Below are 18848 nucleotides of genomic sequence, written 5' to 3'. Positions count from 1 at the left end.
ACAGCACGACGTCAGCTGAATAATGATAAGAGATAACCGGCAAGACGGTCTGCGTGCACTTCTTCCATATCACCGGTCTGCCTTGTTTTCACTTCCACTATCCCGTCTGCTGCTTTTTTACCGCATGTAATCCGGACCGGCATTCCGACCAGGTCAGCGTCCTTAAACTTTACGCCCGCTCTCTCGTTCCGGTCATCAAACAGAACGTCGTAGCCTGCCTGACGGAGCGTGTCGTAAAGAGATTCACCGAGTTCCATCTGGTCTTCCTGTTTTGCGTTCAAAACGAGAAGGTGCAGGTCAAACGGCGCAAGGGCTGCCGGCCAGCTCAAGCCGTCTTCGTCATGATGCTGCTCAATGACCGCCGCCAGCGTCCGGCTGACACCGATGCCGTAACAGCCCATCAAGAGGGGCCGGGAACGACCGTTTTCATCAAGGTAAGACGCTCCAAGCGCTTCACTGTATTTCGTTCCAAGTTTAAACACGTGACCGACCTCTATGCCTTTGGCGAATTGAATCGTTCCGGTTTCATCGGGTGCAGGATCTCCTTCTTGTACAAAACGGAAGTCCCCGTACTGCTCCACCTTCATATCGCGTTCCGGATGGACATGAAGCAGGTGTGTATCCGCCTCATTCGCCCCGCACACCCCGGAAGAAACACTTTTCACGGCATAGTCCGCCACTACTGTCACATCTTCCGGAACTCCAACAGGGCCGATGAACCCGGATTCTGTGCCAAACAGCTCCCGGATTTCCTCCTCTTCTGCAAGCCTGACCTGTCCGGCATCAAACGTATTCCCGATTTTTATGTCATTCAGCTCATGGTCCCCCCGGCATACAAACAGCACCGGTTTGTCGTCGATCATAAAAAGAACCGACTTGAAGAGTCGTTCCGCCGGCAGGGAAAGATAAGACGAAACATCTTCTATCGACCGCACCTCCGGGGTATGTACTGTTTCCCTCTCTTCTGCGGGACTTCTTAGAGTGTAAACATCCGGAAGGTCGGCAATTTCAAGATTCGCTGCGTAATCGGAAGCATCGGAATAGGCAATCGTATCTTCCCCGACATCGGATAATACCATAAATTCGTGGGTTCCGCCTTTTCCGCCTATCGCGCCCGCATCGGCTTTAACCGCCCGGAAATCAAGACCGCACCGTTTAAATATATTAGAGTAGGCCTCATACATAGAATCATAGCTCAGAGCCAGGCTTTCTTCATCCGGATTAAACGAATAGGCATCTTTCATAATGAACTCCCTGGAGCGGAGCACCCCGAAACGCGGACGACGTTCATCGCGGTATTTGGTTTGAATCTGATACAGATTGACAGGGAGTTTTTTGTAGGAGTTCAGTTCATCACGAACAAGGCTCGTGATCACTTCTTCATGGGTCGGCCCCAGTACAAACTCCCGCTCATTGCGGTCATTTAACCTCATCAGTTCAGGGCCGTAATCGCCGAGACGTCCGGATTCTTCCCACAGCTCCGACGGCTGCACCGCCGGCATGAGAATCTCCTGAGCCCCGCTTTTATCCATTTCTTCCCTGATAATCTCTTCGACGTTATTCAGCACTCTTTTACCGAGCGGAAGATAGGAATAAATACCGGAAGCTGTCTGGCGGATAAGGCCTGCCCGCAGCATAAGCTGGTGACTTGGAATATCTGCACCCTGCGGTATATCCCGTAAGGTAGGATTAAATAAAAACTGCTGTCTCATACGTAAGACCCTCTTTCATCTGTTTTATGATCACTGCCGCCCCGGGCTTTACAGGAAGAAGTTATTAATATCGTTCCAGGTGACGACCAGCATCAGCAGAAATAACAGCGCAAATCCGAAAAAGTGGATCATGCCTTCTTTCTGCGGATCGACCGGTTTGCCGCGGACAGCTTCATAGCCGATGAACAGCAGCCTTCCTCCATCCAGGGCTGGAAGCGGGAGCAGATTGACAATCCCGAGGTTCACACTGATCATGGCCGCAAACTGAATCAGAATTACAATTCCCATGGATGCTGCTTCGCCTGTATAGTTGTAAATGCCGACCGGTCCTGAAACAAAATCAAGCGAAAAATCCCCTGTCACAATCATGCTGAGCGTATCCAGTATCACTGTTGTCACTTCGATAACCTGACCGGCTCCGTACTGTAAGGACCCCAGCGTCGAGTATTCAACAGGCTTATGAACTCCAACTATTCCGACTTCCTGTCCCGAAGCCTCGATAGTACGTGTATCGGTTTCCACCGACGCCATCCGCTGCTCTCCGTCACGGGTAAATTCAATATCGATTTCTTGATCAGGGTATTTCTGAATGACAGATGTCATTTCTCCCCAGTTTTGAACGGATTCTCCGGCAATAGACACGACCTGATCACCTTGCTGCATCCCGGCTTCCTCAGCCGGACTGCCACTTTCAAGTTCGCCGAACTCCGCGTCATTCTGAGGCACGCCGTTGATCAATCCAATCAGCAGAAAAACGACAAAGGCCAGGATAAAGTTCATGAACGGTCCGGCAAATATCGCCAGAGCTTTCCTGAGCGGTGATTTCGAGCGGAACTGTCTATCCAGCGGAGCAATCTGCTCCGGCTGCTCATCCACGATCAGATCACATTTATCATCGACATAAAAGGTCTGCATCTCTTCCTGGTCATCCGTATACGCTTCAATGATAAGGCGGTTTTCCAGGTCAATCCGTTCCACGGAAACGACTTTGGCTTCCGGGTGTTTGGATTTATTGTTCACAATGATCTGTCCTACCTTATCGTCTTCCTGAAAAACCAGTCCTACTTCATAACCCGGTTTGATCTGGACTTCTTCCGGATCCTCTCCCGCCATGCGGACAAACCCGCCAAGCGGCAGAAGACGCACGGTATAAACGGTTTCATTGCGTTTTGTGGAAAATATTTTCGGGCCGAAGCCGATCGCAAACTCCCGGCAGAGAATCCCCGCTTTTTGGGCCACATAAAGATGGCCCCATTCATGAACAGCGACCAGAACCCCGAACATAATGATGACAGCTATAAAAGTATCCACGTTTTTCCCACCTTCATTTTATTCGAGAGCGCACGTACGCTCTTGTCTCTTCATCCGCTTCCAGTATAGACGCAAGGTCCGGCTTTTCCAGCTTCTCATGGTGCTCGAGCGCTTCTTCTATTTTGTCTTCTATAGATAGAAATGGGATCTCGTTACGTAAAAATGCGGAAACTGCTTCTTCATTGGCAGCATTCAGGACAGCCGGCATTGTGCCGCCCTGTCGTCCGGCTTCGTAGGCAAACCGAAGGCAGCGGTACCGGTCGAAATCCGGTTTTGAAAAATGCAGAGCTCCTGTTTCCCATAAGTTTAACCTTTTTGTATCCTCTAATTCAAGCCTTTCGGGATAAGAAAGAGCATATTGAATAGGAACTCTCATATCAGGAGAACCGAGCTGTGCTATCACACTTTTATCCTTGTATTCCACGAGGGAATGAATAATGCTTTCTTTGTGGAGAACGACATCCACCGCATCATAGGGCATATCGAAGAGCCAGCGCGCTTCAATGACTTCAAATCCTTTATTCATCATCGTTGCCGAATCAATCGTGATTTTGGCTCCCATACTCCAGTTCGGATGCTGGAGCGCGTCTTCCACAGACACGCCTTCCAGTTCCTTTCTTGTCTTATCACGGAAACTCCCGCCTGAGGCAGTAAGGATAATCCTTTCCACTTCTGTGCGCTGATTTCCTTCCATGCTCTGCTGAATAGCGGAGTGTTCACTGTCTACCGGAAGCAGGCGCACCTGGTGCTGCTGCGCTTTTTCCGTCACGATATGTCCGGCAGTGACAAGTGTCTCTTTATTGGCGATGCCGATGTCCATTCCCGCCTCTATCGCCTGCAGCGTCGGTTCGAGTCCCATACTGCCGACCACCGCATTCATAAGAAGATCTGCACCCTGTGGTACAGCGGCCGCAATCAGTCCTTCTTTTCCATGGTGGATGACCGTTCCTCCGTCGATTCGTGCACGGAGATAGTCCGCATCTTCTTTTCGTTCGACCGAGGCTGTCCGGGGACGGAATTCCTGTATCTGTTCCATCATTTTATCCACATTTCTGCCCCCGGCAATGGAGAGCACGCGGAAGGAATCCGGATGTTTCCGTACGACATCGAGAGTCTGTCTGCCGATTGAACCAGTAGAACCAATGAGTGCTATATTCTTCATATATCCTCCCGTAACACTAGACGTAAAATATTCCTATCAACCGAAAAACTGTAAAAAATGAAGCACAGGCAGCACAAAAATTAAGCTGTCAAACCGATCCAGGATACCGCCATGCCCGGGGAGCACTTTTCCTGAATCCTTCACTGCATAATGACGTTTCAGCGCCGATTCAACCAGATCACCGAGTTGTCCCGAAATGGAAGTGACGACGATAAAGAGCGTGAATACAAACCATGATTCAAACACCGGAAAAACCTGATGAAACAACAGGCCGATCACTCCAGCGGTCACCACCCCGCCGATAAATCCTTCCACCGTTTTTTTCGGACTGATTTCCGGCCACAGCTTATACCTTCCCCACTGCTTTCCGACAAAAAAGGCTCCTGTATCTGTTGCCCATATAATAAACAATACGAGAAATACAAGAACTAGCCCGTTTTCTTCAATATTCCTCGTTAACAGAAGATGATAAAATCCATACCCGATATAAACGGAGGAAAGAATAACAAAACCGGCTTCGTCAAAGGTGAATGAATTTTTTGTAACAACGGTCAGAGCCAGCAGAAACAAAATCATCATTAAAAAAAGTTCCACTTTCGGAATCCCGGAAAGAAGCGTCGGCTCCAGCCAGGATTCCGGCACGAGCAGAATCCACATAAACAGATAGCTGATCAGTCCCATCATGGAACATGTTTTGATATGTTTCATTTTTAGAAGCTCATGCAAGGCGATAGAGGCCACTCCTGCTACGGCCAGGTTGAACACCCATCCTCCGAGAACCACAACCGTCAAAAAGATGAGAGCTCCTATAATTCCTGTAATCATCCGCTGCTTCATAGTATGTCCCCCATCTAAACGCCGCCGTACCGGCGTTTACGCTGCTGATACCGCTGCACCGCTTCCACTAAATGATCTCCCGTAAAGTCCGGCCATAATACGTCTGTAAACCAGAATTCACTATAAGCCAGCTGCCACAGCATAAAATTACTCAATCGAATTTCTCCGCTTGTTCTTATTAATAGATCGGGGTCCGGTATGTCACGTGTCAGCAGCCGGGAGGACAACAGGGATTCGGTGATGTCGTCAGGCTCCAGACCGCCGTTTTGTATCTCTTCCCCAATATTCCGTACGGTTTCCACCAACTCCTGGCGTCCACCGTAATTCAAGGCAAAATTCAGAATGAGGCCGGTGTTTTTTTCTGTTTCATCTACTGCTCCTTCCACAGCACTACGGGTGTGCGGAGGCAGAAGAGAAGGATCTCCGATGGTTTTTACCTGCACATTGTTTTTCATTAAACGGGGCAGTTCCTTGTCAAGAAAGCGTTCCGGAAGTTTCATCAGAAACTCCACTTCCGGTTTCGGACGTTTCCAGTTTTCCGTAGAAAAAGCATACAGTGTTACATAATGGATACCGATTTCATCCGCTTTTTCCACAACTTCCGTTATCGTTTTCATTCCTGCCCGGTGACCAGCTGAACGCGGCAGCCCTCTGCTCTTTGCCCAACGGCCGTTTCCATCCATGATGATGGCGATGTGGGAAGGGATATTGTCCTGATCAGACAGAAAATGATGATTATCATAATGATTTTTCTTACGGGAGAAAAATTGATCCATTATCAGGACACCAGCCTTTGCTATTGGTAACGTTTCTATGTATATCGTATTCTTTGCGGTACATGCTGTATGCCTGAACCAGGTCGACGGAACAGGCGGATGGTGCAAAAAAACCCTCTAATGGAAAGAGGGTTTTGGTCATGCTTTCATTGTAACGCGAATGACATTAAACTTCCATGATTTCCTGCTCTTTATTCTCCGCTGCTTTATCAATCGCGGCAATGTGCTTGTCTGTCAGTTTCTGCACTTCATCCTGCAGCTTGCGCATATCATCTTCCGGAATATCTCCCTGCTTCTGCTGCTTTTTAAATTCGTCGTTGGCATCCCGGCGGATGTTACGGACAGCCACACGGGCCTCTTCCGCATATTTATTAACGAGCTTACTTAGTTCTTTCCGGCGCTCTTCCGTTAATGACGGAACATTGATACGGATCACATTACCATCATTGTTCGGTGAAAGACCCAGGTCGGCTTTTTGGATGGCTTTGTCAATATCGCCGATCGACGACTTATCAAACGGCGTCACCACCAGCAGGCGGGCTTCCGGAACGGAAATGGTTGCAAGCTGATTGAGCGGTGTCTCCGCGCCGTAATAGTTCACCATGACTTTATCGAGCATCGACGGATTGGCACGGCCGGCCCGGAGCGTGGCCAGTTCTTTATAAAGAGAATCCACGGACTTCTGCATTCGTTCATCGGTTTCTTTTAATTTCTCATTCGCCATTATTCTTTCCCCCTGATGACAGTTCCGATATCTTCACCAAGAACCGCTTTTTTAATATTTCCTTCTTCCATGATCGAAAAGACGAGCAGTGGAATGTCATTGTCCATGCATAATGTTGAAGCTGTCGAATCCATGACATTAAGACTACCGTTTAGTAAGTCCAGATACGTCAGCTGATTATATTTTGTGGCGTTTACATTATGAGACGGGTCGGCATCATAAACACCGTCCACTCTGTTTTTTGCCATCAATATCACTTCTGCTTCAATTTCAGCTGCTCTGAGCGCCGCCGTTGTATCTGTAGAAAAATACGGGTTACCGGTTCCTCCGGCAAAAATAACGACCCGCTTTTTTTCCAGGTGCCGGATTGCTTTACGGCGTATGTAGGGCTCAGCCACCTGCCTCATTTCAATGGAAGTCTGCACCCTTGTCTCCACTTCATTGTCTTCGAGACTGTCCTGAAGGGCAAGAGAGTTCATCACTGTAGCCAGCATTCCCATATAATCAGCCGTGGCGCGGTCCATCCCTTCGGCACTTCCGGCCAGACCTCTCCATATATTCCCCCCGCCGACGACGACGGACACCTCTGCTCCCAATTCTACAATTTCTTTTATCTGGGAGGCAATGGATTGTATCACATTCGGGTCAATTCCATAGCCCTGCTCTCCGGCAAGAGCTTCCCCGCTTAACTTTAAAATAACTCGATTATACTTACCCACATTATACCCCCGTTTCCTATGTAGTATCACGGCTGCACCGTTTATGAAAAATTCCATAAAGAAGGGGCTGTGCGTACTTTTTCACGGATTGCCGCTGCGCTTTTCCCTTCAGCGGCAGAATCCATGAATAAGCTCCGCCTGAAAGCCCCTGTTCTGCTGTATTATTTTTTCGCCTGGGACATAACTTCCTCGGCAAAGTTGTCTTCCTTCTTTTCAATGCCTTCGCCGACTTCATAACGGATGAAGGTCTTCACGGAAATGCCCTTATCTTTAACAAACTGCTCTACTGTCTGATCCGTGTCTTTCACGTACTCCTGATCAAGCAGGCAGATTTGTTCAAAGTACTTGTTCAAACGGCCTTCCACCATCTTCTCCACGATGTTTTCCGGCTTGCCTTCATTCAGTGCCTGCTGCTTGAGAACTTCGCGCTCCTGTTCGGTTTCCTCGGAAGGCACTTCGTCTCTTGAAACATACGACGGCTTGACAGCGGCTACGTGCATCGCAAGATCCTTGGCAACGGTATGATCGGTCGTTCCTTCAACCAGAAGCAGAACGCCAATACTTCCTCCCATATGAAGATATTCACCGAATGCAGCATTGTCATCTTTATGAAGCACCTGAAAACGGCGCAGGGAAATTTTTTCACCGATTTTGGCAATCTGGTCATTAATGTAGCCTTCCAGTGTCGTTCCTTCTTCCACTTCGGAAGCTAGCGCGGATTCCACATCCGACGGTTCGTTTTCCAGCAGAAAGTCAGCCGTTGACTTGACCATATTCTGAAAATGCTCGTTCTTAGCCACAAAGTCGGTTTCCGCATTCACCTCGACAATGACTGCTTTATCGCCGCTGCTCGTTACATACGTAAGACCTTCAGCGGCCACACGGTCCGCTTTCTTCTGTGCTTTGGAAATGCCTTTTTCACGGAGGTAATTCACTGCCTCCTCCATACTTCCATCGGTTTCTGTCAGGGCTTTCTTGCAGTCCATCATCCCTGCACCTGTCTGTTCGCGAAGTTCCTTTACCATGCCGGCTGTAATCGCCATGCCTGATTCCTCCTTTAGTTCAATCATCATTTTTCATCACCGCTTCACCGGTCAAGAAAAAGGGTGAAAAAAGGGCTCCCCCCCTTTTATCACCCTTTGCGGCCGTCAAAAGCACCTGTTCATCTGAACAGCGGATGCTTCTGAAAATCAGGAAAGGCTTTCTTCCCCGCTTTTTTCGGTTTCCTTCTGTGCTTCCGGCTCTGCTTCTCCGCTGGAAGCTTCTTCCGGCTTTTCTGTGCTTTGTACCGGTTCTTCCGCTGCACCCTGGGTTGCTTCAATCACTGCATCAGCCATTTTGGACGTCAAGAGACGAACCGCGCGGATGGCGTCATCGTTACCGGGGATTACTTTATTGATTTCATCCGGATCGCAGTTGGTATCGACGATCGAAATAATAGGAATGTCCAGCTTGTGTGCTTCCGCTACTGCAATCCGTTCTTTGCGCGGATCAATAACAAACATCGCATCCGGAAGTTCGTTCATTTCCTTAATGCCTCCGAGAAACTTTTCAAGACGCTCCATTTCCTTACGCAGAAGCATCACTTCTTTTTTTGGAAGTACATCAAAGGTACCGTCCTCTTCCATTCTTTCGATATCTTTCAGACGTGCAATACGCTTTCGGATGGTCGCAAAGTTGGTCAGCGTGCCGCCGAGCCAGCGCTGGTTGATATAGTACATACCGGAACGCTTCGCTTCGTCACGAACCGAATCCTGCGCCTGTTTCTTTGTACCGACGAAAAGAATTTTGCCTCCGTCTGCTGCAAGATCACGGACATAATTGTACGCTTCTTCTACTTTTTTCACCGTCTTCTGCAGATCGATGATGTAAATGCCGTTTCTCTCTGTAAAGATATAGCGGCTCATTTTCGGGTTCCAACGGCGTGTCTGATGACCGAAGTGCACCCCTGCTTCAAGCAGCTGTTTCATGGATATTACTGCCATTTAAAAATCCTCCTTTGGTTTTTCCTCCGCCTGCTTCGTTTCCAGACAGGACCCGGACACCGGGCACCCCTTTCTGAATCAGCAAGGCGTGTGTAATAACACCGTGAATAAATATATCACACGGTACCGGGCAAAGCAAGGTCAGAACCATGATTTATTGATAAAATTTCAGAAACAAATCCACTTCCCCTTTGCCTATCTGCAGTTCTTTTGCTATCTCATCCCGGCTCCAGCCGCGGGCGGAAAGAGAGAGTACCCGGGCCTGTGCGGACATATCCGCTTCATCCTCTCCGGGTTCCGGAGGAGGAGGAAATGTGTCTTCGTCTTCCATTTCCGGGCGGGAAACAGGAGAGGGTTTCTGCCTTTCCTGGATATGGGGACCTGGACCCACCTCTGCCTCCGGCTTCGCTTGTTCCGTTTCGTCCTTTGGGTATCCGGACGGACGGTTCTCTTTCCCGGAGGACGCATCCACGTACTGCTTCAACTCAAGGTTCTCCTGTTTTATTTCGTCGATATACTGCCGCAGCACCTTTTCCATATCGTCACGCATGCCATGCAGTTCGCGGCGCTCTTCCGTCACTTTCCGGAGCTGCTGATAAAAAAATGCGAGCACAAAGAAAGTGATAATATGGAGCGCCACGCTGAAGACGAGCAGCACAATAGTCATTTTTCTACATCCTAACCTGTAATATCGATCGTTTTTCCTTTAAAAGGGTGATCCTGCTTTTCTTCTTTCTCCTCGCTGCGGGGGGATGGAACATCCTGATCCCTTTTTTCCGGATGACTTTCCCCATCGCCGCTCTGCAGCCTGCTCTTTTCCGACTCTGCGCTGTCGGTAACCTGTTTCCGCTGCTTTTCCAATTCTTTCTCTTCCTGGGCTGCCATCCGATCCTGGGCAGCCTGCCCCCGCTGTTGAAGCTGTTCCTGAAGTTTTCCCGCATCCTGGGTTCTTGGAAGGGCGACCTGAAGTTCCACTGCTTTCCAGCTCATGGCTTCCGCCTCCTCTTGATTCACCGTTCCCGGTTACATGACTTCCAGTGTAATTTCACCTTCCTGCATCGAAACAACAGCCCGGTCCTGAGCGATGTTTATTTTCCTGCGGTATTTGCCGAAATGTATGTCAACATTCGCATGAAGGGTTTTTTCCACTTTTATTATACCACGTTCCGGGTCCCGGGAAACCTGTGCCATCTCCTGAAGTTCCTCCGCTGCTTCCCGTGCTTTCCCTTTTGTTTCTTCAAGGGTGTTTTTAGCACGCAGTTTCATAACCCGTTCATTGGACGAAAGGGACTGTCCTTCTTGTTCCTTCTTTTTCAGGGCCTGCAGGAGCTCGGTAACTTTCCCGCTCTCTTCTTTCGCTTCATACAATGCATTCTCGAGTTGCTGGCGGCGCTGGACGTATTCGCCGGTAAGGCCGATATACAGAGAAGTTGGACTGTTCATACTGTTTCCTGCCTCTTTGACCAGGATATCTTGTACGGCAGAAATGGTGCCTCCTACAATCTGCCCTCTTGACTCTCTGCAGATCAGACTTCCACCTGCCTGACAGGTGCTGTGCAGCACTGCCTGTTTGATCACAATATCTCCGTCGGCTGAAACGTCGGCTTCATTCAGGTACGTAGCATACACATCCTGTCCTGCGCGGATTTTTCCCTTATGCTGGGCGGTGACACCGGCTGAAATATAAATCGATCCCGACGCTTCCAATACGGCGGACTCCACGGTGCCAAGAACACGGATATCACCTTGGGCTTTCAGTTCGAAACCGGAAGGAACATTGCCGCGTACCATAATATTACCGGTGAAATCAATGTTTCCCGTTTTCAGATCAAGGTCGCCTTTTATTTCGTATAATGGATTGACATGGATGGTTTTTTTCTGAACGCTTACCTGGCCTGCTTCCACAGCATATATGTCATTACCTTCAAGTCTTGTATTCTTTCCGGCTCGCAGCGTGAAATCCTTTCCATCTCTGCCCTGCAGCACGCTTTTGTCGACGCCGGTCCCATTTATTCCTGGTTGCGCCTCGACCTTCCTGCCTAAATAGGCTCCTGCTTCCACCATTGGAATGTCGATCACATGTTTCATGTCGACAGTCTCTTTGTTATTTTGTGACTGCTCTTCGGACGCAAACCGGGCCGGTTCAATATAAGCGGGTTCCCCGTTAACCGGAGAATCCCCCTGCGCCACCTCCAGCGGAAAAACGGTGGAAAGCGGGTCACTGCTCAAACGTTTTATATTTTTTTCCAGTATTCCGTATGTAACTTCTTCTTCCTCGAGAAACGTCATCCATTCTTCCACACTCCAGACAGCATCCTCCGGGGGGGACCAAGCATGAACGACGGCGGATAGTTTATCCTCTGTCACCTTCATTGTAAAATAATCACGAATCGCATATTCTTCCATATCCATCAGCCTTCTTTACTGAAAATTTTCTTTCATCAGTCCGGCTATGCCGATTTTTCCGCCTGCACACCAGGGCGGAAAAAGAGTTTTGTCATCCAACGATTATACTGATTATATCAAAAATTTCCTTTCTTAAGAAGTGCCTGTTTCAGACGAAATAATGCTTTAGAATGAATCTGGGAAATTCTCGAGGTGGAAAGCCCCATCACCTCGCCGATATCCGTCAATGTCAGTTCCTCCTGATAAAACAGCCCGATCACTGTTTTTTCTTTTTCGGACAACTGCTCCATCACTTCCGCCAGTTCGTTCACCGAAGTGGAGTGGACGAGAACATCTTCCGGAGACGGAGACGAGGTATCTTCAATGGAAGAACGGTAGGTTTCCTCCCGTTCTCCTTCCGGTGTTTCTTCATCAATGGAGAGCATGTTGGAAAAAAATGTTTCGGTCACCACTTTACGTACTTCGTCCCCATTCATATCAAGCGCCCGGCCGACTTCCTCTTCAGACACATATCTGCCGTGCCTTTGTTCCAGCTGTTCCATCGTATCCTCAATTTTTTTGGATTTGTCGCGAAGAGAGCGCGGCATCCAGTCTTCCTGCCGAAGTCCGTCTATGATGGCTCCCCGGATGCGGAACGACGCATACGTGTCAAATTTCAGGTTCCGGGAGATATCGAATTTTTTCATCGCATCGTACAATCCGCTCAGTCCGTGACTGACCAGTTCTTCTTTTGATACATTTCTGGGGAGACCGGAGCCTATACGCTGGACATGATACTGAACCAGCGGCATGTAAGCTTCCACCAGTTTATCGGCAGCTGTTTCGTCTTTTTTGTTCAGCCATCTGTCCCACCATTCATTTTGTTCTGATGATCCGGGATTCATCATGAACGTCCTCCTTTCTAAATCGATCCTGCTGTTTTATTCAGCCGGACAGATGCGTGACCTGCTGCTGTGCCGGCAGGTTTCAGATGAAGGTTTCCCCCTGATTTACCGTACGTATCGAAAGACAGCTGTCCAGCGGATTGAATTCAATCGTCCGTCCTTTACTCCCCCCTGTATCTTCTCCTCGAACAGCGATACCGTGGTCACGAAGGAACGATTTGACTGCTTCGCTGTTCCTGGGTCCTATTCTCATCATTTCACTGTTTGAAGAGAATGAAAACATCTGGGCCCCTCCCGCCAATTTCGCCTGCAGACGGTTCAGCCTGCTGCCCTTTTCGCGGAGACAGGCAAGTGCATCTTCCATTGCCGTATCGGCAAATTTCGCCCGCTGCACGGAGCGGGTTCCTGCCATCTCTGAATCCGGAAGCATAATATGTGCCATGACAGCACTCTGTCGGTCTTCGTCGTAAAGAACGACACCGACGCAGGAGCCGAGCCCGGACGTCCGCAGTTTGTCCGGTGCCATGGCTGCCCTCCAGTCTGCCATTCCTACTTTTATGACCTGTCCTTCCTGTATTTGTGTCATGACCAGTCGACTCCGAGTGCCTGGAATATTTTATCGAATGCCTCCGGGTCAGGAAGCAGAAAAAACTGGCCGTTGACAGTGTCCGTCTGATGTTTTTCCGCCTCTTCCATCACCGTATCAATCACGATGGCATGATCCCCTTTCCGGGAAATTTCAAGCAGTCCCGCACTGATGATGGCTCCTGCCATATCAACAGCAAGGGAGGGGACAGAAGGCTGCATCGAAACCGATGTAAAATCTGCGAGAGCAGACAAATAGGCTCCTGCAAGAATGTTGCCAAGTTCCCGCAGTGCCGAAGCTGCCAGTTCATCAAATGAATCGTCAATGATGTCGACATCTCTGCCGGTAAGAGAATAGGCAAGCTCCTCGGCTTCTTCTTTCTGCAGAATGAAAAACATGCTTCCCGGGGCTTCTCCCGTAATCCGTAAAAAGGCAGCTGCCACTACCTCTTCTTCTCCACCGGCGATTGCCTGCATTTCCTGAAAATCAACAATGCGGACAGATGGTACATGCAGATCTATTTTTTTATTCAACAGCTGGGACAATGCCGTTGCTGCGTTTCCGGCTCCAATATTGCCGGCTTCCCGGAGGACATCCAGATGCATCGGCCGGATATCGTTTATATCAGTCATAGGACCCCACCTTTATGTTTTTCCGCCTGGAATCAGCGAGGCCGATAAAAACCCTGCAATATCCCCGAGATCCAGGCTGTACTCTGCTGCAGCACTTTTACGTGCAGCTTTTGGCATTCCATAGACAATCGACGTCCGTTCTGATTCCGTTATAAATAAAGAGTCCTGTGCCGCCCGCAGTTCAGCTGAGCCGGAGGCACCATCCGCACCCATTCCGGTCAACACAATGCCGATGTGGCTGAATCCGCTGACAGCGGCAAGCGAGGAGAAGAGAACATCGGCAGAAGGCCGGTGGCCGTTGACAGGATCTGTATCCAGAACTTCAGTGATAAGAGATCTGCCCATTTTGCGGACGGTAAGATGCCTTCCTCCCGGGGCAATATAGACCGTTCCTGCTTTGGCAACTTCGCCGTCTTCGGCTTCCTTGACATGCAGACGGCTTAATTGATTGAGCCGTTCCGCCAGGGAGCGGGTGAAAGCAGGCGGCATATGCTGCACGACAAATATCGGCGCCGGGAGATTTTCCGGCAGAGCAGGCAGAAGCACCTGCAGCGCTTTCGGTCCGCCGGTTGATGTTGCGATGGATACCGTCTTCCTGCCGGTAACGGATGTTGCCGCCGGGGGCTCGGGAGCAGAAGAGACCCCGGTAAACGGACGGTATTTCTTTTGTATTTCGACCTGAGCCGCTGTTCTGATTTTTTCAAGCAGCTCTTCTTTTACATGATGAAGATCAAGCGAAATCGATCCGGACGGTTTTGCAACGAAGTCGACTGCTCCTATCTCCATGGCTGAAATGGTCTGCCTTGCTCCTTTTGTCGTTAAAGAGCTCACCATTATGACCGGCAGCGGATGGTTGTCCATGATATGCTGCAGTGTATCCATACCGTTCATTTCCGGCATTTCCACATCGAGGGTAACTACATCGAACGCTGTTGTGCGCATTTTTTCCAACGCATCTCTGCCGTTTCTGGCCGTAGCCTCTACCGTCATATCAGACTCCTGATTGACATAATCGCTGATCAGTTTTCTCATAAACGCAGAATCATCAACGACGAGTACACGAATCACCGGGCCTCTCCCCCTTTCAGAAATTCTTTCAGCTGTCCAAGAAACCGTTTATAGGAGGAACGATGGTTCTTGCCGGCTTTGCTTCCGGCAAAGGTATCCAGGCATGTTTTGAGCGCTTTTGAAGCCGGAGCATCCGGATAGGCGAGCGAAAACGGCTCCTGTTTTTTCACCGCCTGCAGCACATGCTTATCCTGAGGGATCGTCCCGAGAAGCGGCACCTCTTTATTCAGAAAACGCGCCGCAGCCCGCTGCAGATTTTCTCCTGTCTGCCTGCCTTCCTTTTTCGACTCAGCCCGGTTCACGAGAATCGAGGAAGCAAGCTCCGGTCCGCGGAGATGCAGGTGCTTAATCATGGCATATGCGTCTGTAATCGCTGTCGGTTCCGGGGTCGTGAGGATAATGGCTTCATGAGAAGACAGAATGAAATTCATGCTGTCCGCATCGGCCCCCGCCCCCATATCAAAAAGAATGTAGTCGAAGACACCGTCAAGCATTGCCATCTGCCTGGAAAAGCGTTCTTTTTTCCCCGGTGTCATTTCGAATATATCATTCAACCCCGAACCGCCGGCGGCAATCTGAAGGCCTCCGGGCCCCTGCTCCATAATGTCCCATATAGAGCGGTCCTTTTCGATCATATCAACGATGTCTTTGGAGGCATGAATACCAAGCAGGATGTCTACATTGGCCATCCCGATATCGAGGTCGAACAGGGCGGTCCTGTATCCCTGCTGGGCCAGACCGATGCCGAAATTTAATGAAAAGTTTGATTTTCCGACACCTCCTTTACCGCTTACGACCGAGAGAACTCTCGTATCTTTCGGAGCCTCATGTTCTCTCTGCTGCAGCACCCTTCTCAAATTGTGCGCCTGATCATTCATTTTCCTGCTCCTCTGTCAGCCATTGAACCACTTTTGTACGATCTGCTTCCTCCATATCATCCGGAACACTCTGCCCGTGCGTGATGTAGGCAGCAGGTGTTGTCGTGCGGGCCATTAAATTAAACATCGCCCCGCAGGAGGACGTTTCATCTTTTTTCGTGAAGACGAAGCGATCGATGGAAATCAACGAAAACTGTTCATAAATCGTCCGCATATCTTTGAATTTTGATGTCAGGGCAAGAACGAGATACGTCTGCATTTCCTGCTCAAAATCGACAATTTTGCCGAGCTCCCTGACGTACAGCGGATTTGTGAAATTACGGCCGGCTGAATCAATGATGACAAGATCCTTATCGGCAAACCGTTCTTTGGCTTCACGGAAATCTTCCATTGAATAGGCAACGGCGACAGGGACATCGAGAATGCCCGCATACGTTTTCAACTGTTCGACAGCAGCAATGCGGTACGTATCGGTTGTAATAAATGCAACTGATTTTTTCTCTTCGAGATGATAATAGGCCGCCAGCTTCGCTGCCGTTGTTGTCTTGCCCACCCCCGTCGGGCCTACGAGATTAATTATTTTTGACATCGAGGAAGAAGGCCCCATATGTTCAGGCAGAAGATCTTGAAGCCGGGAAACGGCCCAGGCTTTCACCTCATCCGTTCCTGCAGGTTCCGACCTTTGATACCAATCGGACAATAAGTGCCGAAGCAGTTCATAAATCCATGTGTCCTCGACTTCCTGTTCCTCGAGGAGGTTTGCAATGTGCTGAATCGGAGCGGGATAGCCGCCTGTGGCTGCCTGATTTTTTTCATAAAGTCCGTTGATCATGGTTTTCAGTTCCCGCACTTCCTCTTCCAGTTTTTCTTTCTGGGGCGGGGCTGATTCACGAAGTTTCTGTTCCCTGGGACCGGGTTCCTGTTTAACTGGAGAAGTAGCGGCAGCCGGCGTTTCATCTTTGGCTGCAATCACTTCTATTGATTTTTTCGTAAAAAGACCGAAAAATCCTCCCGAATCGACATATTTTGAATTCAAAATTACCGCATCATCGCCAAGTTCGGCACGTATTTTCGTCATCGCTTCCGGCATATCTTTCGCTGTGTATTTTTTTACTTTCATCAGGCATTCACCACCCCTGTACTCTGCACTTCTACATTTGGTTCCAGCTCATTATAAGAAAGAACGGGTACCTGCGGTAAAAATCGTTCGATCAACTGTGCGATATGCATTCTCACCGCCGGAGAGCATAACAGAACGGGAGTCTGTCCCATTTCCGACAAACGCTCTGCTTCTTGTCCGATACTTTCCACAAGCGCCTGCGAGTCATCCGGGTTCATGGCGAGAAAGTTGCCGTGTTCTGTCTGCTGGACAGAATCGGCCACTTTTTTCTCTGCCTGGCCGCTCATCGTTACAACATACAAAGGTTCCCCGGCGGGGCTGTACTGTTTGGTAATCTGTCTTGAAAGCGACTGTCTCACATATTCGGTAACCAGTGTCATGTCCTTGGTCAATGCTCCGTATTCAGCAAGCGTTTCAAAAATGGTCGGCAGATTACGGATCGATATTTTTTCTTTCAGCAGATTGGACAACACTTTCTGTATTTCCCCGAGCGAAAGCGGGGTCGGTGTCACTTCCTCGACAAGCGTCGGATACGTTTCTTTCAGGTGTTCAACCAGCTGCTTGGTTTCCTCTCTTCCGAGGAGTTCATGCGCATGTGCCTTAATCACTTCCGTCAGGTGGGTGGATATAACCGAAGGCGGATCGACGACGGTGTAGCCGGAAAGCTCGGCCTGTTCTTTCATCTCTTCACCGATCCAGAGAGCCGGCAGACCAAAGGCCGGTTCCGTCGTTTCAATGCCGGTAATGTTTTCATCTTCCACCCCGGGGCTCATTGCCATATAGTGATCGAGAAGGAGCTCCCCGGAAGCAATGTCATTGCCGTGCATTTTAATGACATATTCATTCGGCTGCAGCTGAATATTATCGCGAATCCGGATAACCGGAACCACCATGCCAAGCTCGAGAGCCAGCTGCCGGCGGATCATGACGACCCGGTCGAGCAGGTCTCCTCCCTGATTCGCATCGGCAAGTGGAATCAATCCATAGCCGAATTCAAATTCAATCGGATCAATGGTCAACAGGTTGACCACATTCTCAGGTGATTTGAGATCTTCGTCTTCCTTTTCCTCTTCCGGTTCTTCTTCCTCTTCTGACGGTCGAAGTTCCGTCCGGGTCATGATATAACCCATGACAGCCAGGGCAGCAGCAATGGCGGTTGTCAACATTAGATTTATCGGTGTAAGCAGACCGAGAAGAAAAATCGCACCGGAAGCAATATACAGCATTTTCGGAAAGGCAAACAACTGACTTGTTACATCCTGGCTTAAATTGCCTTCCGAAGCGGCACGGGTGACCACGATGCCGGTGGCTGTTGATACAAGAAGGGCGGGAATCTGGCTGACAAGCCCGTCACCGACAGTCAGCAGGGTATATGTATTTGCCGCCTGCGCAACCCCCATGCCATGTTCCACCATACCGATAACAAGACCAAATATGAGATTGATAATAACAATGACAATACCGGCGATGGCATCCCCTTTCACAAACTTGCTGGCCCCGTCCATGGACCCGTAAAAATCCGCCTCTTCCTCAATCTTTTCACGCTTCTGTTTAGCCTGCTGCTCGGAAATCATGCCAGCGTTCAGGTCAGCATCGATACTCATCTGTTTACCCGGCATTGCATCCAGTGTAAAACGTGCTCCTACTTCCGACACGCGCTCTGCGCCTTTGACAATAACAACAAACTGGATAATAACGAGAATTAAAAAGACGACAAAGCCGACGAGCGGACTTCCGCCCACAACAAAGTTTCCAAACGTATTGATGACATTTCCCGCTTCCGCGTCGCCGAGAATCGAACGGGTCGTGGACACATTCAATCCGAGACGGAACAGAGTCACCAGAAGAAGGAGGGTCGGGAAAATCGAAAACTCGAGCGGCTCTCTCGTGTTCATCGAAACGAGAATAATGATGAGGGCAAGAGAGATATTGGTAATAATTAAAATATCCAGAATATAGGTGGGCAGCGGGATAATAAGCATGACAACGATTAAAATGACACCTAATAATACGGAAAACTCTCTTGTACCCATTTTGATGCTCCTTTT

Annotated in this window: 19 protein-coding genes; all 19 read right to left on the bottom strand. The window is 49.4% G+C overall.

All coding sequences use genetic code 11. From position 1 onward, the window contains the following. Positions 1-11: 11 nt before the first annotated feature. Complete coding sequence (locus tag ACW9JV_RS08535) at positions 12-1712, bottom strand: proline--tRNA ligase (protein ID WP_457333274.1); 1701 nt, start codon at positions 1710-1712, stop codon at positions 12-14. Positions 1713-1760: 48 nt separating this feature from the next. Beyond that, the gene (rseP, locus tag ACW9JV_RS08530) at positions 1761-3023 is read right to left on the bottom strand and encodes an RIP metalloprotease RseP (RefSeq protein ID WP_457333272.1); all 1263 of its coding nucleotides are present in this window, start codon (positions 3021-3023) and stop codon (positions 1761-1763) included. 13 nt (positions 3024-3036) lie between these two features. Beyond that, a complete protein-coding gene (locus tag ACW9JV_RS08525; RefSeq protein WP_457333270.1) occupies positions 3037-4185 on the bottom strand; it encodes a 1-deoxy-D-xylulose-5-phosphate reductoisomerase in 1149 nt (382 codons plus the stop codon). Between the two features lie 36 nt (positions 4186-4221). Continuing rightward, on the bottom strand, positions 4222-5022 hold the full coding sequence (locus ACW9JV_RS08520; protein WP_457333268.1) for a phosphatidate cytidylyltransferase: 801 nt from the start codon (positions 5020-5022) through the stop codon (positions 4222-4224). Positions 5023-5036: 14 nt separating this feature from the next. Then, the gene (locus tag ACW9JV_RS08515; protein WP_457333266.1) at positions 5037-5798 is read right to left on the bottom strand and encodes an isoprenyl transferase; all 762 of its coding nucleotides are present in this window, start codon (positions 5796-5798) and stop codon (positions 5037-5039) included. A gap of 166 nt (positions 5799-5964) precedes the next feature. Continuing rightward, a complete protein-coding gene (gene frr / locus ACW9JV_RS08510; protein WP_457333264.1) occupies positions 5965-6522 on the bottom strand; it encodes a ribosome recycling factor in 558 nt (185 codons plus the stop codon). Next, positions 6522-7241: a UMP kinase gene (pyrH, locus tag ACW9JV_RS08505; RefSeq protein ID WP_457333262.1), complete on the bottom strand. Its 720-nt coding sequence runs from the start codon at positions 7239-7241 to the stop codon at positions 6522-6524. Before pyrH ends, frr begins: the two co-directional genes overlap by 1 nt. A gap of 161 nt (positions 7242-7402) precedes the next feature. Continuing rightward, the gene (gene tsf, locus ACW9JV_RS08500; RefSeq protein ID WP_457333260.1) at positions 7403-8284 is read right to left on the bottom strand and encodes a translation elongation factor Ts; all 882 of its coding nucleotides are present in this window, start codon (positions 8282-8284) and stop codon (positions 7403-7405) included. Between the two features lie 147 nt (positions 8285-8431). Continuing rightward, entirely contained in the window at positions 8432-9226 is a 795-nt protein-coding gene (gene rpsB / locus ACW9JV_RS08495; RefSeq protein WP_457333258.1) for a 30S ribosomal protein S2, read from the bottom strand. Between the two features lie 154 nt (positions 9227-9380). Then, the gene (locus tag ACW9JV_RS08490) at positions 9381-9893 is read right to left on the bottom strand and encodes a DUF6115 domain-containing protein (RefSeq protein WP_457333256.1); all 513 of its coding nucleotides are present in this window, start codon (positions 9891-9893) and stop codon (positions 9381-9383) included. An 11-nt stretch (positions 9894-9904) separates the two neighbouring features. Next, the gene (locus ACW9JV_RS08485) at positions 9905-10216 is read right to left on the bottom strand and encodes a hypothetical protein (RefSeq protein ID WP_457333254.1); all 312 of its coding nucleotides are present in this window, start codon (positions 10214-10216) and stop codon (positions 9905-9907) included. 33 nt (positions 10217-10249) lie between these two features. After that, a complete protein-coding gene (locus ACW9JV_RS08480; RefSeq protein WP_457333252.1) occupies positions 10250-11638 on the bottom strand; it encodes a DUF342 domain-containing protein in 1389 nt (462 codons plus the stop codon). Between the two features lie 110 nt (positions 11639-11748). Further along, positions 11749-12519 carry a FliA/WhiG family RNA polymerase sigma factor gene (locus ACW9JV_RS08475; protein WP_457333250.1) on the bottom strand — a complete coding sequence of 257 codons (771 nt, stop codon included), beginning with the start codon at positions 12517-12519 and terminating at the stop codon, positions 11749-11751. A gap of 79 nt (positions 12520-12598) precedes the next feature. Then, positions 12599-13102 carry a chemotaxis protein CheD gene (locus ACW9JV_RS08470; protein ID WP_457333248.1) on the bottom strand — a complete coding sequence of 168 codons (504 nt, stop codon included), beginning with the start codon at positions 13100-13102 and terminating at the stop codon, positions 12599-12601. Next, positions 13099-13734 (bottom strand): chemotaxis protein CheC, encoded by a 636-nt coding sequence (locus ACW9JV_RS08465; RefSeq protein ID WP_457333246.1) that lies wholly within the window; start codon positions 13732-13734, stop codon positions 13099-13101. The genes ACW9JV_RS08470 and ACW9JV_RS08465 overlap by 4 nt, the downstream gene beginning before the upstream one ends. Before the next feature lie 12 nt (positions 13735-13746). Further along, complete coding sequence (locus tag ACW9JV_RS08460; RefSeq protein WP_457333244.1) at positions 13747-14802, bottom strand: protein-glutamate methylesterase/protein-glutamine glutaminase; 1056 nt, start codon at positions 14800-14802, stop codon at positions 13747-13749. Then, positions 14799-15680: a MinD/ParA family protein gene (locus ACW9JV_RS08455; RefSeq protein ID WP_457333242.1), complete on the bottom strand. Its 882-nt coding sequence runs from the start codon at positions 15678-15680 to the stop codon at positions 14799-14801. Before ACW9JV_RS08455 ends, ACW9JV_RS08460 begins: the two co-directional genes overlap by 4 nt. After that, positions 15673-16800 (bottom strand): flagellar biosynthesis protein FlhF, encoded by a 1128-nt coding sequence (gene flhF, locus ACW9JV_RS08450; protein ID WP_457333240.1) that lies wholly within the window; start codon positions 16798-16800, stop codon positions 15673-15675. Before flhF ends, ACW9JV_RS08455 begins: the two co-directional genes overlap by 8 nt. Then, entirely contained in the window at positions 16800-18833 is a 2034-nt protein-coding gene (gene flhA / locus ACW9JV_RS08445; RefSeq protein WP_457333238.1) for a flagellar biosynthesis protein FlhA, read from the bottom strand. Before flhA ends, flhF begins: the two co-directional genes overlap by 1 nt. Positions 18834-18848: the final 15 nt, after the last annotated feature.

The organism is Salibacterium sp. K-3 (assembly GCF_054052005.1).
Note: the sequence above shows the minus strand (reverse complement) of the source record. Positions and strands in the feature narration are given on the sequence as shown.